This window comes from Paenibacillus baimaensis, assembly GCF_025567575.1.
In genome coordinates this window covers 149899-176725 of the sequence record NZ_JAOQIO010000001.1, presented here as the reverse complement: position 1 = coordinate 176725, position 26827 = coordinate 149899, and the positions used below count along the sequence as shown (strand labels likewise).

The 26827-nt window shown below is 46.1% G+C and carries 18 protein-coding genes and 1 pseudogene; 15 read left to right on the top strand and 4 right to left on the bottom strand.

Annotated elements, in window-relative coordinates:
- The 5 genes and pseudogenes from OB236_RS00760 to OB236_RS00740 form a co-directional block, all read left to right on the top strand.
- A pseudogene (locus tag OB236_RS00760) lies at positions 1–679 on the top strand (collagen-like protein); the annotation flags it as partial.
- Positions 680–1250: 571 nt separating this feature from the next.
- Positions 1251–1946, top strand: coding sequence for an L-ribulose-5-phosphate 4-epimerase (gene araD, locus OB236_RS00755; protein WP_076235618.1), 696 nt, complete (start codon positions 1251–1253; stop codon positions 1944–1946).
- Between the two features lie 19 nt (positions 1947–1965).
- On the top strand, positions 1966–3636 hold the full coding sequence (locus OB236_RS00750; RefSeq protein ID WP_262682134.1) for a ribulokinase: 1671 nt from the start codon (positions 1966–1968) through the stop codon (positions 3634–3636).
- Positions 3637–3939: 303 nt separating this feature from the next.
- Positions 3940–5430: an L-arabinose isomerase gene (araA, locus tag OB236_RS00745; protein WP_262682132.1), complete on the top strand. Its 1491-nt coding sequence runs from the start codon at positions 3940–3942 to the stop codon at positions 5428–5430.
- A 192-nt stretch (positions 5431–5622) separates the two neighbouring features.
- On the top strand, positions 5623–6597 hold the full coding sequence (locus OB236_RS00740) for a diaminopimelate dehydrogenase (protein WP_262682131.1): 975 nt from the start codon (positions 5623–5625) through the stop codon (positions 6595–6597).
- A gap of 86 nt (positions 6598–6683) precedes the next feature.
- Here OB236_RS00740 and OB236_RS00735 read toward each other — a convergent pair whose 3' ends face one another.
- From OB236_RS00735 to OB236_RS00725, 3 genes are read right to left on the bottom strand one after another with little or no spacing between them, the layout of a single operon-like run.
- Positions 6684–7529 carry a carbohydrate ABC transporter permease gene (locus tag OB236_RS00735; RefSeq protein WP_218639049.1) on the bottom strand — a complete coding sequence of 282 codons (846 nt, stop codon included), beginning with the start codon at positions 7527–7529 and terminating at the stop codon, positions 6684–6686.
- Between the two features lies 1 nt (position 7530).
- Positions 7531–8487 (bottom strand): carbohydrate ABC transporter permease, encoded by a 957-nt coding sequence (locus tag OB236_RS00730; protein WP_262682129.1) that lies wholly within the window; start codon positions 8485–8487, stop codon positions 7531–7533.
- 29 nt (positions 8488–8516) lie between these two features.
- Positions 8517–9830, bottom strand: a complete 1314-nt coding sequence (locus OB236_RS00725; RefSeq protein ID WP_262682128.1) for an ABC transporter substrate-binding protein — start codon at positions 9828–9830, stop codon at positions 8517–8519.
- Between the two features lie 223 nt (positions 9831–10053).
- On the opposite strand from OB236_RS00725, the gene OB236_RS00720 reads away from it, so the two are divergent.
- From OB236_RS00720 to OB236_RS00690, 7 genes are all read left to right on the top strand, one after another.
- Entirely contained in the window at positions 10054–12366 is a 2313-nt protein-coding gene (locus OB236_RS00720; protein ID WP_262682127.1) for a helix-turn-helix domain-containing protein, read from the top strand.
- 215 nt (positions 12367–12581) lie between these two features.
- Positions 12582–13508 carry an ABC transporter permease gene (locus OB236_RS00715; RefSeq protein ID WP_240416130.1) on the top strand — a complete coding sequence of 309 codons (927 nt, stop codon included), beginning with the start codon at positions 12582–12584 and terminating at the stop codon, positions 13506–13508.
- 1 nt (position 13509) lies between these two features.
- Positions 13510–14382 carry a carbohydrate ABC transporter permease gene (locus OB236_RS00710; protein WP_240415859.1) on the top strand — a complete coding sequence of 291 codons (873 nt, stop codon included), beginning with the start codon at positions 13510–13512 and terminating at the stop codon, positions 14380–14382.
- Between the two features lie 38 nt (positions 14383–14420).
- Positions 14421–15938, top strand: a complete 1518-nt coding sequence (locus OB236_RS00705) for a type 2 periplasmic-binding domain-containing protein (protein ID WP_262682125.1) — start codon at positions 14421–14423, stop codon at positions 15936–15938.
- Positions 15939–16080: 142 nt separating this feature from the next.
- A complete protein-coding gene (locus OB236_RS00700; RefSeq protein WP_262682123.1) occupies positions 16081–18447 on the top strand; it encodes an AraC family transcriptional regulator in 2367 nt (788 codons plus the stop codon).
- A gap of 54 nt (positions 18448–18501) precedes the next feature.
- Positions 18502–20004 carry a sulfatase gene (locus tag OB236_RS00695; protein ID WP_262682122.1) on the top strand — a complete coding sequence of 501 codons (1503 nt, stop codon included), beginning with the start codon at positions 18502–18504 and terminating at the stop codon, positions 20002–20004.
- Positions 20005–20848: 844 nt separating this feature from the next.
- Entirely contained in the window at positions 20849–22012 is a 1164-nt protein-coding gene (locus OB236_RS00690) for an SAM-dependent methyltransferase (protein ID WP_262682121.1), read from the top strand.
- A gap of 119 nt (positions 22013–22131) precedes the next feature.
- On the opposite strand, the gene OB236_RS00685 is transcribed toward OB236_RS00690, so the two are convergent.
- Positions 22132–23190, bottom strand: a complete 1059-nt coding sequence (locus OB236_RS00685) for a LacI family DNA-binding transcriptional regulator (RefSeq protein ID WP_262682120.1) — start codon at positions 23188–23190, stop codon at positions 22132–22134.
- Between the two features lie 420 nt (positions 23191–23610).
- Between OB236_RS00685 and OB236_RS00680 the strand changes: the two genes are divergently transcribed.
- The 3 genes from OB236_RS00680 to OB236_RS00670 all read left to right on the top strand — a co-directional run bounded on the left by OB236_RS00680 (position 23611) and on the right by OB236_RS00670 (position 26817).
- Complete coding sequence (locus OB236_RS00680; RefSeq protein ID WP_262682118.1) at positions 23611–24942, top strand: ABC transporter substrate-binding protein; 1332 nt, start codon at positions 23611–23613, stop codon at positions 24940–24942.
- Positions 24943–25067: 125 nt separating this feature from the next.
- Positions 25068–25973: a carbohydrate ABC transporter permease gene (locus OB236_RS00675; RefSeq protein WP_076235615.1), complete on the top strand. Its 906-nt coding sequence runs from the start codon at positions 25068–25070 to the stop codon at positions 25971–25973.
- Between the two features lies 1 nt (position 25974).
- Positions 25975–26817, top strand: coding sequence for a carbohydrate ABC transporter permease (locus OB236_RS00670; protein ID WP_262682116.1), 843 nt, complete (start codon positions 25975–25977; stop codon positions 26815–26817).
- Positions 26818–26827: the final 10 nt, after the last annotated feature.

Genomic DNA, 26827 nt, shown 5'->3' with positions numbered 1-26827 from the left:
GCAAGGCATACAAGGACCGCAAGGTGTTCAAGGGCCGCAAGGCACCCAAGGACCGCAGGGTGATCAAGGACCGCAAGGTGTTCGAGGGCCGCAAGGCACCCAAGGACCGCAGGGTGATCAAGGGCCGCAAGGTATACAAGGACCTCAAGGTGCACAAGGACCGCAAGGTGCACAAGGGCCGCAAGGTCTGCAAGGCCCACAAGGTTTGCAAGGCCCACAAGGTTTGCAAGGACCACAAGGTTTGCAAGGCCCACAAGGCTTGCAAGGACCGCAAGGCCCACAAGGCGGGATTTTCCAGCAATTTCAGGTATCTGAAAATACTCCAAATACCACTGGTAGTTCAGCAATCGCAGTAGGTCTTGCCCCGGCTACATTAAAAACGATCACAATAACAGGGGTTCCTGCTGGAAGTCGCGTTTGGTTAACAGGTATCGTTGGTTGGCAAGATACGGCAGGTAATACAATAGTTCAATTACAAATTCTTCGTGGAGCAACTGTTATTTTCAGCATTAATCAACATGGGACTGGGAATAACACATTTGCAGCTACAAGTGTCAACCATGTTGATTTAACCCCTGGAACCGGTAATGTAACGTATTCATTAGACGGATTAACTACTGTCGGTACGGCTAATGCCATCGGGGCCATTACTTTTACAGGCGCTTTAATACAGCCTTAGCAAAAGGTGGTATAGACGAACAAGCTTTGATATATTTAAGTTTCTTAAGAAGTTGTTCATATAAGAATAATCCCCACGCAGCTGCGCGGGGATTTTCTTTGTCGGTACTTCCGAACAAGCTAAATATACGACATTATGGTATACGTACAAGAATTAATCTATAGGATTACTTTTTCATTCTAGTCAACAAAACTTTAACGTTTTCCCCCATCATGATACTAATACGCGTTCTAAATACATCTCGCATCACGGTGAAAGGATACTCGTAGCCACGTCAAATATATTTTTAGTGCAGGTCATCATCTATACGGTTATCCTCAAACACCTTGATTTGTCTGGCCCGCAATTCATTTTTGTTTTTACCATTACAGCATGAATTCGATTCATTAGGATCTGTGTTGCTGCTACAAGGGAAAGAACAGCGATCGGAAGGATATTTGGACGTGAGCGGGACATTATTCACAGGGCTTTTAGAGAGTTAAAAATAGAAGTGGAAAATTTGTACGTACAAATATATAATGGGTATAGTGAAGCGAAAACAAACTCGATTTCAGGAAAGGTGTGGAACCGTTTGTTAAAAAAATTAAAGCAGGAAGTGCTGCAGGCTAATCTGGATTTGCCAAAGTACGGCTTGGTCACCTTTACATGGGGCAATGTGAGTGGAATTGACCGTGAACGCGGACTGGTGGTCATTAAGCCAAGCGGTGTTCCTTATGAGGAATTACAGGCAAACGATTTGGTCGTTGTGGATTTGCAAGGAACTATTGTGGAGGGCAGCTATCGCCCTTCATCCGACACGCCTACGCATTTGGCATTGTACCGCGCTTTTGAAGATATTGGCGGAATTGTACATACCCATTCGCCTTGGGCGACGAGCTGGGCACAGGCTGGCAGACCGATTCCGGCACTCGGTACGACGCAGGCGGATTATTTTTATGGTGAAGTGCCCTGCACACGCCATATGACGAAGGATGAGATTGAAGGCGCTTACGAGCTGGAGACCGGGAATGTGATTATTGAAACCTTTCACAATTTAAAGCTGAATCCACGGCAAATCCCTGGTGTATTGGTCAATTGTCATGCTCCATTCGCTTGGGGTAAGGATGCCCATGATGCTGTTCACAATGCTGTGGTGCTGGAGGAAGTCGCCAAAATGGCTTACCATACGTACCAACTAAATCCGCAGATTGCTCCGATGGATCAAGTGCTGCTGGATCGGCATTTTTTGAGAAAACACGGAGCTAACGCATATTACGGACAAAAATAAAGCGATGGAGGCGAACAGGTTGGGCAACAAATATGCAATCGGAGTCGACTACGGAACTGAATCCGGCCGAGCTGTACTGGTCGATTTAAGCGACGGAACGGAGCTGGCGGATCATGTTACGCCGTATCCGCATAATGTTATTGACGAGCAGCTGCCGGAATCCGGTGTCAAGCTGGATATGGATTGGGCGCTGCAGCATCCTGCCGATTATATTACAGTACTCAAACAATCGATTCCGGCAGTACTGAAGTTATCCGGTATCGATCCGGCTGATGTGATCGGGTTGGGCATCGATTTTACAGCGTGTACGATGCTGCCTGTTGATGCAAAAGGGGTGCCGTTATGCTTTGACTCCGAGCTGAAGGATCAGCCCCATAGCTGGCTGAAGCTGTGGAAACATCATGCAGCTCAGGATGAAGCCAGTCTGCTGAATGAAATCGCTGAGCAGCGCGGAGAAGTGTTCCTACCCCGTTACGGCGGCAAAATATCGTCCGAATGGATGATTGCGAAGATTTGGCAAATCCTGAATGAAGCGCCTCATATTTATGAACGTACGGACTTATTCCTGGAAGCGACTGATTGGGTTATCGCGCAAATGACAGGCAATACGGTCCGTAACAGCTGTACGGCAGGCTACAAATCGATATGGCATAAGCAGGATGGATACCCGAGCAAAGATTTTTTCAAAGCATTGGATCCAAGACTCGAGCATTTAACGGACACCAAGCTGCGAGGAGAGGTCCTGCCTCTTGGCACCAAAGCAGGCGGGCTGACTGAAGCTATGGCCGCACTTACGGGACTCAAAGCCGGTACAGCAGTAGCTGTCGGCAACGTGGATGCTCATGCCGCGGTTCCCGCTGTTGGCGTCGTCACACCTGGCAAGCTCGTGATGGCGATGGGTACATCGATTTGCCACATGCTGCTTGGCGACCATGAAAAGCAGGTCGAAGGCATGTGCGGCGTCGTGGAGGACGGAATCATCCCCGGCTATATGGGCTATGAAGCCGGTCAGTCCGCCGTAGGCGATATCTTTGCCTGGTATGTAGAGCAAGCCGTCCCGGCTTACGTTCACGAAGCCGCTGCAAGCGATCATATTTCCGTCCACGAATGGCTGGAACGCCAAGCCTCGGCCTACCTGCCTGGACAATCCGGACTGCTTGCTCTGGATTGGTGGAACGGCAACCGTTCCGTGTTGGTCGATACCGACTTAACCGGTCTGTTGGTCGGCTGCACACTGCTGACCAAGCCTGAGGAAATTTACCGTGCGTTGCTGGAATCCACTGCATTCGGCACACGCAAAATCGTCGACGCCTTCCATGATAATGGCGTCGAAGTCCAAGAACTATACGCCTGCGGCGGCTTGCCGCAAAAGAACAAGCTGCTGATGCAAATTTACGCGGATGTCACCAACCGCGAAATCAAAATCGCCGCTTCCAAACAAACGCCAGCGCTTGGTGCTGCTATGTTTGGCGCTGTTGCCGCCGGCTCCGCTAATGGCGGCTACGACACCATCGTCGAAGCCGCTCAGCAAATGGCCCGCATCCGCGAGGAAACGTTCAAGCCGATTCAGGCCAACGTCGAGGTCTACGAGAAGCTGTATCAGGAATACAGCAAGCTCCACGATTATTTTGGCCGTGGCGCGAACGACGTTATGAAGCGCCTAAAAGCGATTAAAGAAGAATTGAAATAATCGTTTGTATTGCTCTCGCCCTGCTCTTGCCCTGCTGATGTTCCGAGAGGAACGAAGTGCCCTTATCCTTAACTAAATCTATACACCAAAGTCAAGCGTGTCCCATTGGGACGAAAAGCGCCCCGAATACACAAAACTATGCACCCGCACCCCAGCACCCAAAGCCAAGCGTGTCCCGCAGGGACGAAAGCGCCCCGAGAACACCCCAGTCTGCAGACAATCAGGGGAGTCCAGAGGGCAACGCCCTTTGGGGCCCTCCCTACAGGGAGGGTTTGGGAGGGTGACATCCAGGAGGATAATACCGTGTTAACAACAAAACCCTACGAATTTTGGTTCGTTACCGGAAGCCAACACTTGTACGGCCCTGAAACACTATTAGAAGTCGAGCAGCATTCACGTGAGATCACACAAGGCTTGGACCGCGATAACGCAATTCCTTATACAATTGTATTCAAAAGCGTGCTCACAACGCCTGATGCCATTCTCCAGCTTTGTATTGATGCCAATGCAGACGCAGCCTGCGCGGGGATTATTACCTGGATGCATACCTTTTCCCCAGCCAAAATGTGGATTGCCGGCCTGACCGAGCTGCGCAAGCCGCTGCTGCATCTGCATACGCAATACAACCGTGATATTCCATGGGACACGATCGATATGGATTTTATGAACACCAATCAATCGGCTCATGGAGATCGGGAGTATGGCTTTATCGGCAGTCGTATGGGGATAGTCCGTAAGGTCGTAGTCGGATATTGGGAAGAAGCTCAGGTTCGTGAACGGATCGGAGGCTGGATGCGCACAGCTGTCGCGGTAATCGAAAGCCGCAATCTGAAGTTGGCCCGTTTTGGGGACAATATGCGTCAGGTGGCGGTTACCGAAGGCGATAAAGTAGAAGCGCAGATTAAATTCGGCTGGTCGATCAACGGGTATGGCGTCGGTGATTTGGTGCAGCGGATTAACGATGTATCAGGCAGTCAAATCAATGCTCTGTTCGATGAATATGCCGAACTGTACGAGATTTCTGCCGAAGGACGTGCGCCGGGCTCATTGAAGGATTCGATCCTTGAACAAGCGCGTATTGAAATCGGGATGAAGGCTTTTTTACAAGAGGGCGGATTCAGTGCCTTCACGACCAGCTTTGAGGATTTGCATGGTATTAAGCAGCTTCCAGGCCTTGCGGTTCAACGGTTGATGAGTCAAGGCTACGGCTTTGGCGGAGAAGGTGATTGGAAAACAGCGGCTTTAACACGGATGATGAAGATTATTGCGGGTAACGAAGGAACCTCATTCATGGAGGATTACACGTATCACCTGGAGCCGGGAAATGAATTGGTGCTGGGCTCGCATATGCTGGAGGTTTGTCCAACTATCACAGCGACGCGTCCCAAAATTGAAGTTCATCCACTTTCCATTGGCGGCAAAGCAGATCCAGCGCGTCTGACCTTTGATGGTCGTGCCGGTGCAGCCGTGAACGCATCCTTGGTCGATATGGGTGGCCGTTTCCGCTTGATCATCAGTCAGGTGGATGCTGTAGCTCCGCATAAATCGATGCCTAAGCTCCCTGTAGCGAGAGTTCTCTGGAAATCCCAGCCTTCCCTGCAAGAAGCCGCTGAAGCCTGGATTTATGCTGGGGGTGCGCATCATACGGTGTTCTCCTATGTGGTAACCGTGGACCAACTGCTCGACTGGGCAGAAATGACGGGAATCGAAAGTATCATCATTAATAAAGATACCAACCTGCGCGGATTCCGCAATGAACTGAAATGGAATGAACTGTTCTGGCGCCTCCGCTAAGAAAGAGTACAGAATTAATTTAAGGAGCTTTGTCCCGTAATAGGCGACAGGCTCCTTTTTTACGTCACTGGTGAATAATGAGCTCAGTGGTTCATTTTCACCGGACTTCATACTTAAAACTTTTGTGCAATGCTTACATTTCATGTTATATTAGAACGGGCAGATTGCTATTATAATATGGAGGTATTCGTGATGAACAAGATAAAAGTAGGTATAGTAGGTTATGGTAATTTAGGCCGTGGTGTAGAAATGTCTATTCAGCAAAATGCAGACATGGAGCTCGTTGCGATATTTACAAGACGTCAACCCGCAGATATTCAATCAGCTGTAGAAATGGTTCATATTTCGAAAATCGATACCTACATAGGCAAAATCGATGTGATGATATTATGTGGTGGTTCGGCAACGGATCTACCCGAGCAAGGTCCGTACATCGCGTCCATGTTCCATACGGTGGACAGCTTTGACAACCACGGCAAAATCCCTCAATATTTTGATGCCGTAGAGGCTTCAGCCAAAAAATCCGGACATGCCAGTGTCATTTCAACGGGCTGGGATCCAGGATTATTTTCATTGAATCGTTTGCTGGCTGAAGTGGTGCTGCCTGAAGGAAAAGAATATACATTTTGGGGAAAAGGGGTAAGTCAGGGGCATTCGGATGCGATTCGTCGTATTCAGGGTGTGAAGAACGCTGTCCAGTATACCATCCCTAATGACGATGCGGTTAATAAAGTCAGAAATGGCGAAGATCCCGTATTAACTACGAGAGACAAGCATCTAAGAGAATGTTATGTTGTGGCGGAAGCTGGAGAAGATCTGTCACGAATTGAAAAAGAAATTACTACGATGCCTAATTATTTTGCTGATTATGAGACTGTGGTTCATTTTATTAGCGCTGAGGAATTGCAGGAAAAGCATGCATCTATGCCTCATGGTGGGCTTGTATTAAGAAGTGGCAAAACAGGCGTCAACAGCAAGCAGATCATAGAATTTGGACTTAATCTGGATAGCAATCCTGAATTTACGGGCAGCGTACTGGTAGCTTATGCCCGAGCCATCCATAAGTTTGCTGCCGAGGGTTTTGTCGGAGCCAAAACGGTATTCGATATTCCATACGGTTATTTGTCACCCAAATCGGCGGAACAGCTGAGAAAAGAATTGTTGTAGCATTAAACGAGATTAAAGCTGCACGCAAAGGTCATACCCTCCATTTTCTTGCGGGAAAAAGGGGGTATGACCTTTTCAATTACTAATTATTCCTTGACAGCTCCAGACGTCAGACCCGAAACCATATATTTCTGAAACATTAAGAATAACAGCAATATCGGTATCGTTGAGGAAACACAGACCGTCATGATATTAGCCCAATCGTAGGCGACCTCACCCATATAACGAATGGAAATACCGGGGTTAAGCGTACGCAATGGATCTTTGGTAATGAGTGTGAGCGAATAGAGCAGATCGTCCCACGACATGATGAAGGAGTAGATACCGACAGCAAAGATGCCTGGCTTGGATAAAGGTAGCACGATACGGAACAGGATCCCGGACCGGCTTACACCATCAATTTTGGCGGCTTCTTCCAGAGATATCGGTATGCTGTCAAAGAAAACCTTCAGCATCATGATCGAGAAAGGAAGAGCAGCTGTTGTCAGCGCGATGATAAGTCCGATATGTGTATTCAGAAGTCCGTAGCTTTTATACATTGCGTATAGGGCAATCAGCAGAGAGACGACTGGCAGCATTTGCGTCGACATAATGGATAGCATAGCAAGCTCTTTAAAGGCAAACCGGAATCGGGAAAACGCGTAGCCAGCCATCATAGCCAGCAATAAAGTAAGCAGAGTCGTAGACAAGCTGACGATCAGACTATTCTTGTAATACACAAGGAATGCAGATTCACTGAAGAGCTTGATATAATGCTCCAAGATGGGTTGGGTTACAAACCATTTGGGCGGCATCACGAACAAATCTGAATTGCGCTTCAGAGACGTAATAGCCATCCAGTACAACGGAAAGAGCAAGAAACTCAGATAAACGATCATTAGAGCTGGGGACACTAGATAACGTAGTATCCGTTCATTCCAGGATTTATTCACGTTAGTGCCCCCTTCCATGTGCATGTTCACCAATCGTAAACAGCTTGTTATAGCCCCACGCGATGAATAGCAGCAGAAGCAGCCACAGTACGCCGATTGCTGCGCCCTCACCCAGGTTTAATTTTACAAATGCCGTTTTGTAGCTTAAAATGGCCAGCGTCGTGGTAGCATTAAGCGGACCTCCGCCTGTCATAATCCAGAAGAGGGGAAACATTTTGAAGTTTTCGATCATCGCTATCAAGGTGACTGTTTGAATGGTACTCTTCAACTGGGGTAAGGTAATGTACCAAAATGCTTGACGGCGGTTAGCTCCATCGATATCTGCTGCTTCATATATTTCGGGCGATATGCCCTGCATCCCGGCCAGCAGCATCGTTGCCATAAAGGGCAGCTGTCTCCAGAGGGCAGCCGCCATGACGGCAGGCAGAGCAAGATCAAGAGAGGTCAACCAATCGTAAGGATTGCCGATCAGTCCCCAGCTAACAAATAAGTAATTTAATACGCCGTATTGAGGTTGGAACATCCACATCCAGAGCAAGGCTACGACAAGAGTCGGAATTGTCCACGGGATCAGGATGAGCGTACGCAGCCATTTACGCATAAATACGATCCGGTTAAGTAATGCGGCCAGCACAATTCCAAATATAAATTGTAGCAGCACAATACCCACAACATATTTTAATGTCGTACCCAGAGCACCAATAAATTCGCCATCCGTCGATAAATGCACATAGTTAGCAAAATTGTTCCATTGATAGTCATTCATCCGCAGCAGTGTAACATTAAAAAAACTCATATAAATCGATTTGGCGATCGGAATGCCAATCGCTAGCAGCAGCATGACCATCGGGGGGGCCAGGAGGAGGAACAGAAACCATTTATCTTTGGCTCGATCCGATAACCAGGCCCTTCCATATGGCTTGTGCGTCGTCACCTTTACATCCTGAGTGCCGTTCAAAGTCGTTCACGTCCTTCTATCCGGAATTTCTATTTGAGAGCTTGTTTCAGCTTGGCGTCGATATCGGCAGCCGTTTTCTCCGGTGTTTCCTTGGCTAATGTGACTTTAAGGACAGCATCTGCCATATCCAGATAGGATTGCTCCAAACCGGGATTATTTTTCGGGAGAGCTTTTACAATACTCATTTGCTCGTTAAGTACTTTGTCAAAAGGGCTGGTATTAAATTCTGGTAAGGAGCTTATCGATTTTCTGGCGGAAACCACATCGCTTTTTTGATGATACAGCAGCATCATGTCTTTATCCGTTAAAAATTTAATGAAATCGGCAGCCTCCTGCTTATGCTTGGAATCTTTACTGATGACCAGACCATGCGCTTCGCCGATAGAGACACTTTTGCCAGAAGAATTCCCGGCAGGCACCAGTGCTGCTTCCCATACGTTGTCGTATGCTTCTCCCTTGCCGCTTAATGAGCGAAATACCGCTTTTCCATAATATCCATCTACATACATACCCAATCGACCTATAGAAAACAGGTTGCGTAAATCTTTGAGCTTGGCCGATTGTGGAGTGAGGTTTTCGTTGGTCAGTGTCTGGTAATATTTGTAAGCTGAAGTGGCTTCAGGTGTGTTCAGGTTTACTTTGCCGTTCGCATCAAAGATAGACCCGCCAAAGCTATAAAGGGTTTTCAAGAAAATCATTCCGTTAATCGGCAGTTTATCTGTAGGCTCGCCCAGTCCGTAAACGGCTTCACCGCTGTCGGTTTTTAATTTAGCAATTTTACGAGCTGCCTCCAGCATTTCATCGTAGGTTTTAGGCGGTTTGGCCTCGAGTCCTGCCTTTTTGAATAACTCCTTGTTCCAGTAAAGAACATAAGGGGAAGCGGCCCAAGGTACACCCATCAGCTTGCCTTGATACGAGTAGTCATCCTTATAGGATGGCAGCAGGTCGTTGACATAATCTTTACCGAGCAGCTCATCAAGAGGTGCAATGATATCAGAGGTCGCATACGTCGGAAAGGAGGCTGTAAAGGTCTGAATGACATCCGGTGCATCACCGCTCGAAGCCATTACGAAGGTTTGCTCCTTAATGTTGCCGAAAGGAATACCAATGAATTCAATCTTGACATTAGGCTTCAAGCTTGTGTATGTGCTGGCCATTTGCTCCAGGGCATCTTTGGTTGCTGCTTCACTAATGCTCCAGCTGGCAAATTTTAAGGTAATGGGTTCGTTTGATGATCCGGCTGCAGATTTGTTCGTTTCAGGAGTTGTGCCTCCTTGAGAAGAACAAGCGACCATGGATGAAGCAAGACATACGCTTAATAATACGGTAACTTTTTTATTCATTTCGTTGGTATCCCCCTGTATGGATGAGTGGTTTGACTTACAATTTGATCATAATGTCCGGTAAGCTCTACTGTATATAGGAAGTATTGGCAGGTGAATGCTCAGAAAGCGCAGTGCGGCATCATACATTTATGACTTCCATCATCATTTCCTGACACTGAATACTCAAATCGGAGGAAATATGGCATAATGAAGGCACTTTATTAGATGAAAGGGAATTGTGATGAAAGTCTTTATGCAGATGTGGAAGCAATGGAGGAAACCCAATCGGCTGCTGCTTTTATATTTTATTTCTTATGTGCTCGTTATTCTGCTGCCTGTAATAAGTATTGGTTATTTTTCATACAGACTTGCTTTGTACACGGCAGAGGAGGAAATCAGCCGCTCCCATATTAATTCCCTAAGGTATACAGGTACAACCTTTGATGAAACGCTTCGTAAAATTAATTCGCTAACCGTTGCCATTGGTTTTGATAGTCGGTTGAACAGCTACTCGGCCAATATGGATAATCGCTACCTGTTGAATGAAGTTCAAGATATGCTGAAGCAGTCAGTCGCCTCCGACCGAAAGATTCATTCCGTACAGCTGTTTTTTGAATCGGGTGGACAAATCATTTCTTCAGATGTTCTGGTGCACGACTATCAAGGAGATCACGACGATCGCTGGGTAGACATGATTCGTCAATCGGAGCAGGACAGCCTCTGGCTTTCACCGGAACTTATACGCAATTATGACGGGCATGAAGAAAGCATCATTACCTTCATTCGTAAGGTACCCTTCGGCTCCCGCAACAAGGTTGGTTATGTGGCCATCCATTTGTTTGAGCGGCAGTTGCAGGGGCAATTAAAGCAAATGCAAAATATGGAAAACATGAATACCTATATGGTTTCGGCAGCTGGAGAAATTATTACTTCCTTCAGACAGGCGGATGTGAGCACAGGGGTGACTCGTATGCATTTGGAGAAGATCGCTTCTTTGCAAGGAGAAGGATTTTTCACGGACAATCATGATCATCCAAGTTCTTTGGTGGCGTATTCGAGCACATTATGGAATGGGTGGAGACTGGTCTCGCAAACGCCGCTTACCAATATATACGAGAAGCTGTCTTATATCGGCAGGCTCACGTTCGGATTTTGTGTGCTTTTAGGTCTAGTAGGCATTGCGGTTTCGTTCTGGCTATCACGCAAAATGTACGATCCGATTAAACAATTGATGGAACGAACCCGATCCTACATGAGCGAGCTGGAGCTGAAGGATTCTTCCAAGCATGGCAATGAACTGAGTCAAGTATCGGATGTTCTTGAGACTGCGGTCGGACAAAAGAAGCTTATGGATCAGCAATTTCGCCAGCAGGTGCCTGTCATGCTCGATCGATTCGCGATGGCCTTGCTGCAGCATAGATTGAGCGATACGGAGATCAGGGACCGAATTGAGCAGTATCGTCTTGAGCTGTCGCTGCGAGGGTATGTGGTCATCGTTATTGAGCTGGATTATGCTGCAGAACTGGCTCAACGATTTACAAACAAGGATATGAATTTATATCAATACGCTATTGCCAACATCGTTTCCGAGCTGATTCAGACAAAAACCCATTACAAGTTTGTGATGACCGATATATCGGAATACCAGCAGGCCGTGGTTATGAACGTTTTTGATATGATGGAGGCTGAGGAGCTGCGTGATCTGGCACAGCACATACAGCAGGTCATTGGAGATGTATTGAAGCTGTCGGTTTCCATTGGTCTTGGCAGCGTCTATGCGAATATTATGGAAACGCATGTTTCTTTTCAAGAGGCTCTACAGGTGCTCAAAACAAAGCTGCTCCAAGGAGCTAAATCCGTGCTTATATTCGAAACGGCGGGAGAAATGGAAACGGGGTACTATTCATTCCTGCAAACCGGCAAACAGATGACGAATAATTTGAAGGTGGGTAATACCAAAGAAGCGTTAGCTATACTGGAAGGGCTGAAGCAGGAGATTGCGTTAAAGCAGCTATCACCGGAATTGGTGTACATCGCGTACAACCGGCTGCTGGAAACCGGCATTGAAACGCTGCTTGAGCATAATGGAAACCCTCAGGAGCTGTTTGGTCATGATACCGTGCTTCACCGTGAGTTAGCCCAACTTGAGACTATTGATGATATTAACCTATGGATGACAACCATTATTGTGAAAATCTCGAACTATATTCAAGAGCAGGACAACAAGAATAACAAAACCGTGGATAAGGTCACCTCCTACATTAATTTGCATTACCCTGAAGATTTGTCAGTTGAGATGATTGCCGAAGGGGTCGGATTTAATGCCTCTTATTTAAGTCGCATGTTCAAGCAGCATACAGGCCGCACGATATTGGAGAACTTAACGTTGAAACGAATGGAGGAAAGCAAGCAGCTGCTGCTGGAAACGGCGATGAATTTACACGATATTTCGATGGCAGTTGGCTACAATAATGTGAATAGCTACATCCGTTTTTTCAAAAAGCTTGAGGGTATCACGCCTGGAGAATACCGAAAGCAACGCATGGGGATTTGAAGAGCTTTGCCACTGTTAGGAGTGGCGGCTCTTTTTTTCGTTACAAGGATAAAAAGTGCAAGCGGATAAAAAGTGTTATAACCACCTAACAATAGGGGAGAAATGTGTTATTGTCGGCAATGGGAAGTTCCGTCTATGATTGCGCTATCGAGCAATAAGGGAGGAACACCATGGCAGTTAGCAAAACAGAGGAAGCCGCCTTAAAAGGGAGGAGCATGGGAAACAGCCACAACAAAAAGAGTGCCTTGATGTATGTGTTGAAGCGCGATAAATATTTATATTTGTTGGCTGTTCCCGGTATTTTATTTTTTCTAATTTTTAAATATGTTCCGTTGTGGGGAATCAGCATCGCTTTTCAGGATTATTCACCGTACCAGGGGTTTTTCAAAAGCCCATGGGTGGGCCTGGACAATTTTAATCGCTTTTTTGCCAATCCCGATTTTTTTCATCTTTTTCGCAATACGATCGCCATCAGCTTAATGAATCTGTTTTTTTATTTTCCGCTTCCGATCCTGTTATCCATTTTACTGACGGAATTAAAAAATGAGTTGTTCAAAAAAACGATTCAGACGATTATCTACATGCCTCACTTTTTATCGTGGGTTATTATTGCAGGAATTACTTTCTTGCTGCTGTCCCAGTCTGAGGGTGTTGTTAACAAGATGCTGATCGCCGCAGGGCTGAATAAAATTGATTTTTTGACGAGTCCACAGCTGTTCTGGCCGATTCTTACTTTGCAAACGATATGGAAGGATGCGGGCTGGGGAACCATTCTATTCCTTGCAGCCATTGCAGGCATCGACCCACAGCTCTATGAAGCAGCGAAGATGGACGGTGCTGGCCGCTTTCGCCAAATCTGGCATATTACGCTGCCTTCCATTCGTAACGTGATCGTGATTCTCCTCATTCTGCGGATCGGACATATGATGGATGTGGGTTTTGAGCAGGTGCTGCTTATGGCCAATGGTGCCGTTTCCGATGTGGCGGATGTGTTTGATACTTATGTGTTCCGTGTGGGTATCCAGCAGGGTGAATTCAGCTACAGTACCGCAATTGGCATATTTAAATCGGTAGTCGGGTTGACCCTGGTTGTTATTGCCAACAAATTGGCCAAGAAGCTGGGTGAGGAAGGAGTCTATTAATATGAGGTTGTCCATAGGAGATAGGACGTTTATTGTATCCAATGTTATGCTGTTATCGATCGTCGGATTGGTCACCTTGTTCCCGCTGTATTACGTATTTACGGTATCATTTACGAAGCCGGAGGAATATATCAGCAAAGGTTTTGTGCTTTTTCCTGAGTCGTGGAGCTTGTTATCGTATCAATATATTTTTTCGACGCAAGCATTCGTGAAGGCGATTGGTGTCAGCGGCTTTCTGGCATTGGCAGGTACCGTAGTTTCTTTATTAATTACGTCCAGCTTTGCTTATACACTTTCGAGGAAAAGATTAAAGGGCCGCAAGCTTCTGATGCTGCTCGTACTGCTGACAACCTTGTTTCAGGCTGGAATTATTCCGGATTATTTGCTGATCAAGCAGCTCGGTCTGATGAATAGCTTGTGGGCGTTGATTATACCTGTGATGTCCAGCGGTTGGTATATTTTATTAATGAAAGGCTTTTATGACGGGATTCCGGATGCGCTGCAGGAAGCGGCTACGATTGATGGGTGTAATGAAATCGGGGTATGGGTTCGAATTATTCTTCCGCTTTCGGTGCCTTCCATGGTAGCGTTTGGCCTCTTCTTTGCTGTAGGCTACTGGAACACGTTTTTCAATGCGATGCTTTATATCAATGATCATCACAAATGGCCGCTGCAAATGCTGCTGCGCAATATGATCGTCGACTCTTCGACTTCAATGGGTGGTTCGATGGCTTTGGGAAATGATTTGCAGCTGCCTTCGGAGACGATCAAGATGGCTGCTGTGGTGGTTGCCACGGTACCGATTCTGATGGTGTATCCATTTCTGCAAAAGCATTTTGCCAAAGGGGCTATGATTGGCTCCATCAAGGAATAAATGCATACGATTTAACGACTAATAGGGGGAATGGTTCAATGATGAAGAAAAGCAGTGCAATTGCCTTATCGTGTATGATTGGGATGAGTGGGGTGCTCGCTGCATGCAGCAAGAGCGGCAGTGAAGTCAGCACAGCTGGAAAAGAAGCGAACAAGCCCGTTGAGATTAACATCATGTCGGATTTCTACAGTCCGGAGCCTCCGAGTGATCAGGATCCGATCCGTTTGGAAATAGAGAAAAAAACAAATACGAAGCTGAACATTACATGGGTATCTCCGAACAATTATGGAGACAAAACGAATGTGACGCTGGCCTCTGGCGATCTCCCGGAGCTGATGCTGATTCGTGAACCTTTCCAGGCTCAAATCAGAAAAATGGCAGACCAGGGTGCTTTCTGGGATTTGACTCCGCTGCTGAAGGATTATAAAAATTTAAGCGCTTTTCCGGCGGAAAGCTGGAAAAATACGAGTCTGAACGGTAAAAACTATGGGATTCCATTTACCCGTCCGCTCTATGGTACGGAAGGCATGCCGATCCTGCGGAAGGATTGGCTCGACCAGCTAGGGATGCAGCCGCCCAAAAATCTGGATGAAATGTACGCGGTCATGCAAGCCTTTACCGAAAAGGATCCCGACGGCAACGGCAAGAAAGACACGATCGGATTAACGGCAACTGTCAATGCGAATAATATGGGCAGCCTGTCGTGGGTGGAGAACGTATTGAACGGTAATTACGGAAAATGGAAGGAACAGGATGACAAGCTCATCGATATGACCTTTGAGAAGGGAACTAAAGACGCGTTAATATGGTTAGCCATGGCATATAAAGAAGGTTTACTGGCCGCCGACTTTCCGACTTTAAAAAATTCCCAAGTCAGAGAAAGCATCACAACGAATAAAGTGGGGATCTTCACGGATGCGCTCAAACCGACCTGGCTGCTGACCGGACAGATGCGTGCAGCTAATCCGAAAGCCGATTTATTGCAGCTGTCTTCTCTCGAAGGACCTCAAGGCAAGTTCGCACCCAAGGGCAGCGGCGCATTTGGCTTCTGGGTAATCCCCAAATCGGTACCGGAAGCGAAGCTGAAGCAGATCCTCGCATTCATGGACTACGGGGCCACTCAGGAAGGCAGCGTCATGGCCAACTTTGGCTTTAAAGGCGAGCATTATAATGAGCAGGATGGTATGTACTTGTTCACGGAGAAGGCTAAAGTGTACACCGGGGTTATTTTTCCGATCTTCCAAAGCCTTGATAAATATGCATTTGCCTATCAAACGGGTATTCCAGCTGATTTCCTGAAACGGAATATGTCCATTATTGACGAACAAGCCAAGGTTGCAACCGGAGACCCGGCCATTGGATTAAACTCCGATACGTACAACAAAGTCGGGATCGATTATGACAAAAGGACTCAGGATCTAAAGGTGAAAATTATTTTTGGGCGGGAGCCTATTGAGGCCTGGGATACGTACACAGCAAGCTTCAAAGCAGATGCCCAATATCAAAAAATCGTGACCGAATTTAATGACGATTACAAGAAAAGACAAGCGAAATAAAGACTGGCGTGTGCGAAGTGAGGCCTAATGTTTACTGCACGGCATGGTGACTTTTCCTAATGGATGATAAAATGGCAAAGGATCAGAATTCTGACTTCAAGCATTCGACCATCCGATCACAGAAAGGAAGTTAAGAGCTGCGTTGAATAACTGGACTGCCTCATTTCGTGCTATTGGTAAATATTCGATGGTACAAAAGCGTTTTTACCGCAAAAGCTTTATGATTATTCTCATAGCGATCTGCTTGCCGACACTTGTTGTAGGTAGCGGTGTCAAATGGATCGGCACGCGGCAGCTGGAGGATAGTGTGCTCGTAGCACGTAATCATCAGGTGGCTCAATCAGCCCAGCGCGTGGACGATTATTTCTCTTATCTGGAGAAAACAGCGACCCAATGGGCGTTTAATCCTGAATTTGGCGTTAAATTAAAAAGTCAGGAAACGAGCTACGATTATGAATTTATTCGAAATGTATATACGAATTTATTGCTTTTAAAGGAATCCAATCCGTTAATTGAACAGGTTTATATCGTTCTGGATCGCCCAGGCCTTGTATTCTCAGATAGTAACGGAACGATGAAACTGCGTGAGCAGGAACGTCCAAGATTCCATGAGCTGCTGAACAATCCACATTCGACCTTCTGGTTGCCAGCTTATCAAGCTGCCAATACGGTGGCCGGCAAGGGAAGGCTGACGCTTGCCTATTTGCTGTCGGATGAAAGCGCCGAGCCGTTTGGTGCACTATTAATTTATTTGAAGCAGAAGCAGGTGGCTCAGCTATTAAGCGGGGTGACCTTGGGTGAGAATGGTGCGACCTTTTTGTTTAACGAAACGGGGGAGACCGTAGGAAGCTCTAACGAAACGCTTGATTCTATTCAGCAGCAGCAGGAGCTGGCCCATCTGATCCAGAGACGTGAGCAAGCCAAAGGCTCATTTGTTTACGATTATGGTGGGGCTGCCTATTCGGTTTCCTACACCTCATTTAAACGGCTGGGCAAGAGCTGGACTTATGTCTCGATGGATGCTTTGGACAAATTAAACTCGCCTGTCATTGCCGCTTCCAATTTCGTATACATGGTAGGTTTGGCAGGGCTGCTGTTCGGAATTATAACGGCGATTGTTGTCTCCCGCAAGCTGTACCAACCGATCCTTGAGCTGATGAAAATGTTCAAAACGAACAGCAATACAGGCAAGGAATCGGCGGATGAAATCGAATTTATTGGCGAGCAATGGAGGCGTCTGAACCTTGAAAGCCGGACGCTGGAACAGCGATTGCAGCAGCAGCTGCCTACGATGAAAGAAGGCTTCCTGCTTCAGCTGCTCCAGGGGCATTTTCGCTCATCGGATCAATCCGATTTGGAAGAAAGAATGCGACTGTTTGGCTGGGATACGGATGAGATTGGTTTTGTCGTTCTCAGTATACAGCTACATGGATCTTCCCGAGTGAAAGGAAGGTTTCATAAAGGCGATCAGGAGCTTATTTCCTTTGCATCTGTGAATATCACGGAAGAAATTATGAAGGAAAGCTTTTTGAATGGAGAAATCATTAACTTTCACGATCTTTCGATTAGTGTCCTTGTAGGCTGCCCGCTTTATTATGAAGCTGATGAACGAAGTGATGAGCTGTATCGTCTTGCTGAACAGCTGTCCATGATGCTGCATCGCTTCATCCAAATGGATGTTACCGTATGCATCAGCAAATGGGTTCCATCGGTCGTAGACATTCCTCAAGCCTGGGATGAGGTTGGTCGAATCGTCCGTTATCGGGATATGAACGAATCGAGACAGGTTATCCATGCTGACGATTATTTATCTCAGGGGACCGATACGATCCATTACCCTTTTGCTGCAGAATCAGAAATCCTTCAGGCTATTCGCAATGTTAACGCGGATGAATCGATAATCGCTTTGAATAAGTTTAGCAGCGAGCTCAAGGCGAATACGACCAAGGAATATTTATTTCAACAAGGAATGCTGCAGCTGTATGGAAACCTGCAGTTCGGTTTTCTGAAAGCAGGCTATAATCCGTTTGAAGCGGCCCCTTTCAGCATTCAAGAGGAGCTGGCGAATTTAACAGAGCCTGCGGATATAACCAACTTGTTTCAAAAGCACGTCATTCAACCTTATATTGACAAAATTCGACAAGACTCTGAAAAGCAGGATGTTCGTTTAAAGCAGGCAATCGAACGTGTTGTCGAGACCATCCATAACAAATACGAGACAGATCTATCGCTGGACCTGTTTGCCGAGGAGCACAATTTAACGCCGCTTACGCTGAGCAAGGCGTTTAAGAAAATGACAGGCACCAATTTTATTATATATTTGACCGACGTCCGGATTCGCAAATCGAAAGAGTTGTTGTCGGAAACGGATTACAAAATCAATGACATCGCGGAGATGGTCGGCTATCAGCCAACATATTTTAACCGAATTTTCAAGAAAAACGAAGGGTTAACACCAAGTCAATACCGCGAGTCCATGCTCGGGACATTGCCGCCGCAGGATGAATAACCCAGTATGGCTTGAATAATTGTCTGTAATCTTATAAAAAGGGAGAGAGAAAGCATGAAGGCAGTTATGGTGATGTTCGATTCCTTGAATAAACATATGCTCCCCCCTTACGGCTGCAATTGGGTTCATGCACCGAATTTTCAAAGATTGGCGGAGCGGGCCGTCACATTCGACAACTGTTATGCGGGAAGTCTCCCTTGTATGCCGGCGCGTAGGGATTTGCATACGGGCAGATACAATTTTCTGCATAGAAGCTGGGGACCGCTCGAGCCGTTCGATGATTCTATGGTCGATTTGTTGAGTAAGAATGGAGTCTATACGCATCTGACTACTGATCACAATCATTACTTCGAGGACGGTGGCGCCACCTATCACACTCGCTACAACTCATGGGAATTTGCCAGAGGCCAGGAGGGTGACCCGTGGAAAGGAAGCGTGAAGGACCCGGTAATTCCTGAAACCTTAAGCGGTCCGAAGCTGGGCGATCTATGGAGACAGGATTGGGTAAACCGCGAGCATCTGGACACGGAGGAGAAGCAGCCGTTGGCTGTCACGGTAGGCAGGGGCATTGAGTTCATGGAGCGTAATCACGATCAGGACCGCTGGTTTTTGCAAATCGAGGCGTTTGATCCGCACGAGCCTTTTTTCACTCAACGCAAATATAAGGACTTGTATCCGCACACTTACGAAGGCAAGCATTTTGACTGGCCCGATTATGGGGTTGTGAAGCAGCAGCCCGAAGAGGTGCAGCATGTCATCTATGAGTATGCCGCGCTGGTGAGCATGTGTGACGCCTATCTCGGACGCATTATGGATACCTTCGACCGGTATGATCTGTGGAAGGATACATTGCTGATTGTGAATACGGATCATGGTTTTCTGCTCGGTGAGCACCGCTGGTGGGGCAAAAACATTCAGCCGTTCTATAACCAAATTGCCAACATACCGCTGTTTGTTTGGGACCCAAGAACGCAAGTGAGCGGCGGACGTTCCGAGGCTTTGGTGCAAATGATAGATATGGGTCCAACGCTGCTCGATTTTTTTGCAGTAGATATTCCGCCTGATATGCTGGGCAAGCCGTTGAACATACTCACCGATTCGGATGGGGACAGGCCTCGCGAGGCCGTGTTGTTCGGGACGCACGGAGGTCATGTCAATTGCACGGATGGCCGCTATGTATACATGCGTGCCCCCATTCAGGAAGATAATGAACCGTTGTACGAATACACGCTGATGCCCACGCATATGCACACAAGGTTCGATCCGCGCGAATTTGCAGGAATGGAGCTGGCGGGTCCGTTTTCCTTCACCAAGGGTGCACAGGTTATGAAGATAAAAGGTAAAACCTATCTGAATCCTTATCGATACGGCAGCCTGTTATTCGATCTTCAACAGGACCCGAAGCAGGAATCGCAACTGGATGATCCCGAGATTGAAGCGCGTATGCTGCGTCTGATGGCACGATTGATGCGTGAGCACGATGCGCCTGCGGAGCAATTTGAACGGCTTGGTATGACGATGGACGGTCATTCTGTAAGTGCACACAAGATGGAGTAAAAGAAGGGGTTGTCTCTTAAGTCATAAAAGACTTAGGAACAGCCCTGTTTTTAAAATTGTCAAACAAAAAGAAACCGTTTTTTAGTAATGTAGATTGGAATGGAGACAGCTCCACCGTTAGCATTACGGGGATATTAATCATTTATAATGCGTTCGTACGAAGCGCCCTGACCGGGCGTTTTTTTAATATATAAAAAATTATATGTTTTAGGTTTTGGATTAGCCGAAGGCTTACCCCTTATTGTGCGAAGGGCAGCCGCGAATTGTGGGTAAATATGTTATGAGTAAACGAATACGAGCAATGATGAAGTTACCTTGGTTTTACGAATCAAGAGCTTGGAGGATTGAAGATAATTGACATTAAGGAGTAGAAGACAAAATAAAAAGTAATGAAAGAGGACATGGGTGTGGGGTGGAAAGTTTACGGACCGTCTTTGAAGTCGTGTTCCCACCGCCCAACCTAATCCATGGAACACGACTTCAACAACGGCTGGAACCCCATACCCATGTCCTCGCCAATGCACCCAAGTATGGGTTTAGACAAGGACCTAACAGCTGGTTGGTTTTTTCTTATGTGGAGGCAGCCTCACCGAGATTTTTCAAAGCTTTTAATGATCTCCTGTTTTCATTTTAAAGTAACAGCGTCTACGTCTCCCCCAGAAAGGGAATAGTGTCTAGTAGCTTATCCAGTTAATCATTGACTCAAACTTCACCTCAAACCATAAAATTCTTGTTTTCATACCTAAATACAGCTTGTTGTTCATATATGTCATTGGATAAAGGGAAAGGGAAGCACGCAGTACTCCACCGTTGTTATTTGAATGGAAAGGAAGGGCCGAATACGATGCAGAGATATATCATGGATAAATTTTTCGCTGGCATGAGGTCGGTGCCGTTTCAAGTTCATTATTGGGATGGGACCTCTACCGCGTATGGAGAGGATGTACCGCGATTTGCTCTGACTTTTAAGGAAAAGGTTTCGATCAAAGATTTCGTTAAAAATCCTGTCATGTCCTTTGGCGAGGGATATATGGATGGGATCATTGAAATCGATGGGAAAATTGAGGATGTTATTCAATTAGCGACTGGTAATCGTGAGCAACTCTGGAGCCGCGCGATGCCACTCCTGTCCAGACTCACTTCCAAGAGCAAACAAAAGGACGATGTTCAGCACCACTACGATATTAGCAATGAGTTTTATTCGCTTTGGCTGGATGAGACGATGAGCTATTCGTGTGCCTATTTTCGCACCCCTGAAGATACGCTGGAGCAAGCCCAGCTGCAAAAGATAGACCATGTGCTTAAAAAGCTCCAGCTTAAGCCCGGCGAGACACTTCTGGATATTGGCAGCGGCTGGGGTTGGCTCATCATCCGCGCGGCAAAGCAATACGGAGTCCAAGCAAAAGGGATTACCTTAAGCGAGGAGCAATACAAAAAAACCTTGGAGCGTATAGCGGAGCAAGGTTTGCAGAATCAAGTAAAGGTTGAGTTAATCGACTACCGTGACTTGGCGGCGAGAGGGGAGCAGTTCGATAAAATCGCCTCCGTGGGCATGTTCGAGCATGTCGGTCAAGCCCATTATCCTACATTCATGCATGCACTTCAAACACTGATGAGGGATAAAGGCCTGATGCTGCTGCACACCATCACCCACGCCAAGGAGGAGCCGACAGACCCCTGGATTCAAAAATATATTTTTCCTGGAGGCTACATCCCTTCTTTGCGAGAAATTGTAAGCCTGCTTCCTGATTATGATTTCAACACCCTGGATATCGAAAATCTTCGTTTGCATTACGCGATGACCCTGGAGCATTGGGCTGCTCGTTATGATAATTCGCTTGAGGAGGTAAGGAAAATGTTTGATGAGAGGTTTATCCGGATGTGGGATTTGTATCTGCAATCCTGTGCAGCCTTCTTCCGCTCAGGCAACCTGAACATTCACCAGGTGTTGTTTTCCAAAGGCTTTAACAATGAGCTGTCGCTTACCCGCGAACATATTTACGATTAGAAGTAATTCTATGCTCGCATGAAAAGCTTGTTGCGCTGTGACGAATGAAGTCATGCTTCATCGAACGCACCAAGCTTTTTTCTATCGGACAGTTCCTGCAGTTTATTGGTCTGCTAGGCTCACAGCGCGGCTGCGTCGGTTTCTTTGACAGTAACCGGACTGCACGATTTACGAATGACCAATTGCGTATCGATCAAGGATTTGATCTTCACCGTATCCCCATGCTCGATCATATCCAGCAACTTGGAGACGGCAAGCTCCGCGATGGTGCCCTTTTCTACGTGAACAGTGGTCAATTCCGGGGAAATGATCGTGGACTCTTGAATATTATCGAAGCCGACGATAGATATATCCTGAGGCACCCGAATGCCCAACTCGTTCAAGGCTTTAATCACACTGATGGCGATATAATCACATTCGCAAAATAACGCGGTCGGCAGATCATCCCTCAGCTCGGTAATTTTGTGTATAAACTCATGCTGTGCAGTGACGACTGTTGGTGATACCTCAAAATAGTGAGCTGTATCAACGGTTAGCTTATCCTCCTCCAAAGCCTGCAAAAAACCTCTCTTACGGGAATCAAAATTGTACATCCGCGAATTCGATTGAACATACCCGATTTTTTTATGCCCAAGCTCCAATAAATAACGTCCTGCCTGATAAGCTCCCATAACATTATTCATCACGATAAAATTCATATTTAACGTTTCGAGACAAGTGTCGAGCACGACCAAATTCGGCTGTTTTTTGGCGATCAGTTGAATTTGCTCTGGAGTCAGATTGGTACCGAGTAAAATAATTCCGTTCGATTCATGCTCGGTTTCCATCGTTTCCATGGCGTCCTCCAAATGGTCAGTGGTCACGGAGGAGAAAAACAAGGAGTATCCGCGTACACGGCACTGCTCCTCAATATGATGAATCAGCTCCATAAAAAAGGGCTGTTTATAGTACTGCTCCAAGACGATCCCGCTATTGGTGCAAGCGACAAAACGTAATGTTTTGGTTAAGCTGTAGAACTTGTCAGCTTTGATCATGGACCTTGGCAAATAGCCGCTGTCCTTGACTATTTTCAAAATTCGGGTTCGTGTATCCTCACTAATACCTGGTTTTCCACTAAGCGCTATCGAAACGGCTGATTTGGATACATTGGCCAGTTTAGCGATGTCCTCCATTTTCATGCTGTGCTACACTCCTTCTAAATCACAGATGCATTTACTAAACTATTTTAGTTTACTACGACCTTGTTTATTTAACAAGTTTGAATTTTTCAGGGGTGCTATTCGCTTCGTATACATCGTGTTTCGCATTGATGGAAAAATAAATACGCACTATACATACATAGAAAAGTTTAGTTGTTTTAATAAAAAATTTTATTTTATATATTGACTCATTTAGTAGCCGATGTTATGATTCGAGTGAGATTAGCAACTGGAGAATTCATCGAATAATGCTGTATTGTGTCACTTTAACCGCAGATTGGCGATAATTCAGAAAATGAAGGAGGTTATTTTGAATAAAAAGATAGCGCTTTCATATGTATTGTAAATGTGTCATGGGGATTAAACAAATTTAGTAAAGATATTAGAGGAGGATATACAATGAACGTTAAAAAGAATGCGTCCTTGCTCGTTATGCTGACCACTATAGCTTCTATGGTTGCTGCATGTACGCCAGGAGGAGGTGGATCTGCACCTGTAGAGACCAAACAGCCAACAGCAGCAGGTGCTACACCAACTCCAAGCAGCAATAAAAATGTTGAGCTGCGCATGATGTGGTGGGGCTCTCAAGCTCGTCATGATGCCACTTTAAAAGTGATTGATTTATTTGAGAAGAAAAATCCGAATATCAAAATAAATGGTGAATACATGGGCAGCGACGGGTATTTTGACAAATTAAATACTCAGGTTGCAGGCGGCAATGCACCGGACCTGATCCAGCTCGGTAATAACTATCCCGATTATGTGTCCCGCTCGGCGCTTTTGGATATTAATCCTTATATGGGCAAAGAGATCAACGTGGATAACTTCGATAAGGGGAATATTGAATCCGGCGCGATGGATGGTAAGCAGTACGGCATTATTTTGGGATCTAATGCATTTGGTATTGCTTATAACACGGAGCTGATTAAAAAAGCCGGACTTCAGCCCCCGACAGGCAAGTGGACGTGGGAGGAGTTCGGTAAGTATGCTCAAGACTTGACCAAAGCGTTAGGCAAAGGCTATTACGGAGCTGTTGATGAATCGAGATTTCCCTTATATCTGAACTATTTTGCCAGACAAACGAATAAAACCTTGTATAAGGATGGAAAGGCTGGTCTGGGCAAAGAAGAGATCGCCAACTGGTTTACGTTATGGGATAACTATCGTAAAGCAGGCAGCACACCTCCGGCCGAAGTCACAGCCGCTTATACAGAAGCGCCGGAAAATTCTTCATTTGTCGAAGGGAAAACGGCGATGCACTTGATCTGGTCCAATCAAATAACAGCTTATCAAAAGCTGATGAAGGACGAAATCAATGTTGTTCTTCCGCCAACAGGAGGATCAGCACAAGGTTTGTGGCTGCAGCCGAGCCAATTTATGACGATTAATGCAAAATCGAAGAATCCGAAGGAAGCGGCGATGTTTATCAGCTTTATGGTTAACGATCCTGAAGCTACGATGATTCTTGGCAGCGAGCGCGGCGTTCCAGGCTCCTCCAAAGCTCGGGATGCTTTAAAAGCGAGCGCAACACCTGTTGATAAAAAGGTTTACGATTATATCGACATCGCCTCCAAAAATTCACGAGTGCCGGACAGAGAAATCCCAAATGGCAAAGAGTTTGAAACGACGCTCATTAATATGAGCCAAAAAGTAGGTTTCGCCAAGGAAACAATCGCTAATGCGGCTCAAGAAGTATTTGCAGCTGCGGAGAAAGCTATCGGGAAAAAGTAAACTAACTTGATGTGCGAATTCGGACTCGGATGAGGATGATCCGGGTTCGTCTCTGACACAGCTTACATTTAAGAGGTGAAACAATGAATCAGGTTACAGCAGCAGATAAGAGTGCTCCCAGCACTATGAGCAGGTATTGGGTGAAGCTTTGGAAGAAAAACAATGTGCCTTATATGTTTTTATTGCCATGGTTTATAGGATTGTTCGCTCTGACTATTGGTCCTATGGTGAATTCCTTCTATTACTCACTAACAAAATTTGATGTGATTTCCCCGCCTCAGTTTATTGGGTTTGACAATTACAAAACAATGTTCACTGCTGATCCGAGATTTTTTACTTCATTAAAGGTGACATTTACTTATGTGTTTTTGTCTGTGCCATTAAAGCTGGCCTTCGCTCTGATGGTCGCTGCGTTAATGAACAAGGGACTGCGAGGTCTTGGGTTTTACCGTACGCTGTACTATTTGCCCACCTTGCTAGGTGGCAGTGTGGCGATAGCGGTACTGTGGCGCAAAATATTCGGTGGCTCCGGTGTCGTCAATCAATTCCTTCTTCTATTTAATATTCATGCACCAGACTGGGTATCCAATCCATCCTATGCACTGTACTCCATTGTCGCGCTTTCCGTCTGGCAGTTCGGGTCCTCGATGATTATTTTTTTGGCTGGACTGAAGCAAATTCCGCAGGACTATTACGAGGCTTCGCAGATCGATGGAGCAGGCAAAATCAAGCAGTTTTTGCATATCACATTACCTCTGCTCACACCGGTTATCTTTTTTAATTTAGTTATTCAATTGATTGGTTCGTTTCAAGCCTTTACCCAATCCTTTATTATAAGTGGCGGGCTTGGAGGCCCCATGGACTCGACGTTGTTTTACACGCTGTACTTGTATATGAAGGGCTTTGCGTTCTACGAAATGGGCTATGCTTCCGCGATGGCGTGGGTGCTGCTCGTTATTATCGGTATAGTAACCGCTATACTATTCGGTTCATCCAAGTATTGGGTGCATTATGCGGATGGGGGGAAATAAGATGGCAGCTGCCAACCGAATAAACCGTTACCTGCTCCATGCTGTTATCCTCATCCTGGGTCTGATTATGCTGTATCCGATTCTTTGGTTGATCAGCAGCTCCTTGAAGCCTGCAAATTTGATTTTTACAGATATGAGTCTGTGGCCTAAGGAAATCACTTTTGATAACTACATCAAAGGCTGGGCAGGGATTGCACGTGTAAGCTTTTTAACCTTTTTTACGAATTCATTTATTATCTCGGCTCTTTGCGTAGCAGGTAACATATTATCCTGTTCGATGGCGGCGTACTCGTTCGGCAGGCTTGATTTTTCCTGGAAAAAGGTATGGTTCTCGCTCATGCTGGTTACGATTATGCTGCCGCATCATGTGACGATCATTCCTCAATACATTTTGTTCAAAGAGCTGAACTGGATTGATACGTACTATCCATTGACCGTGCCGAAATGGCTGGCTACAGATGCATTTTTTATTTTTCTGATGGTTCAATTTATTCGTGGGCTTCCCAAGGAGCTTGATGAATCAGCAACAATTGATGGCTGCGGACGGACACAAATTTACTGGCGGGTTATTATGCCGCTGGCAGCACCTGCATTGATTACAACAGCGATTTTTACCTTTATCTGGACGTGGGATGATTTCTTTAGTCAATTGCTTTACATCAATACAGCCAAGTTGTACACAATTCCGCTTGGTTTGCGGTTGTTTATGGATTCATCCGGGGAGTCTGCCTGGGGCGTGTTGTTTGCGATGTCGGTATTGTCGTTGATTCCAAGCTTGATTATTTTCTTCAGCAGTCAGAAGTATTTTGTTGAGGGAATATCGACCTCGGGAATTAAAGGCTAAATTCGGATCA

Coding starts and splice junctions, on each gene's coding strand:
- OB236_RS00740 (WP_262682131.1), top strand. CDS start 5,623: ATGAACAAGATAAAAGTAGGTATAGTAGGTTATGGTAATTTAGGCCGT.
- OB236_RS00725 (WP_262682128.1), bottom strand. CDS start 9,830: ATGAATAAAAAAGTTACCGTATTATTAAGCGTATGTCTTGCTTCATCC.
- OB236_RS00720 (WP_262682127.1), top strand. CDS start 10,054: ATGAAAGTCTTTATGCAGATGTGGAAGCAATGGAGGAAACCCAATCGG.
- OB236_RS00715 (WP_240416130.1), top strand. CDS start 12,582: ATGGGAAACAGCCACAACAAAAAGAGTGCCTTGATGTATGTGTTGAAG.
- OB236_RS00710 (WP_240415859.1), top strand. CDS start 13,510: ATGAGGTTGTCCATAGGAGATAGGACGTTTATTGTATCCAATGTTATG.
- OB236_RS00705 (WP_262682125.1), top strand. CDS start 14,421: ATGATGAAGAAAAGCAGTGCAATTGCCTTATCGTGTATGATTGGGATG.
- OB236_RS00695 (WP_262682122.1), top strand. CDS start 18,502: ATGAAGGCAGTTATGGTGATGTTCGATTCCTTGAATAAACATATGCTC.
- OB236_RS00690 (WP_262682121.1), top strand. CDS start 20,849: ATGCAGAGATATATCATGGATAAATTTTTCGCTGGCATGAGGTCGGTG.
- OB236_RS00685 (WP_262682120.1), bottom strand. CDS start 23,190: ATGAAAATGGAGGACATCGCTAAACTGGCCAATGTATCCAAATCAGCC.
- OB236_RS00680 (WP_262682118.1), top strand. CDS start 23,611: ATGAACGTTAAAAAGAATGCGTCCTTGCTCGTTATGCTGACCACTATA.
- OB236_RS00675 (WP_076235615.1), top strand. CDS start 25,068: ATGAGCAGGTATTGGGTGAAGCTTTGGAAGAAAAACAATGTGCCTTAT.
- OB236_RS00670 (WP_262682116.1), top strand. CDS start 25,975: ATGGCAGCTGCCAACCGAATAAACCGTTACCTGCTCCATGCTGTTATC.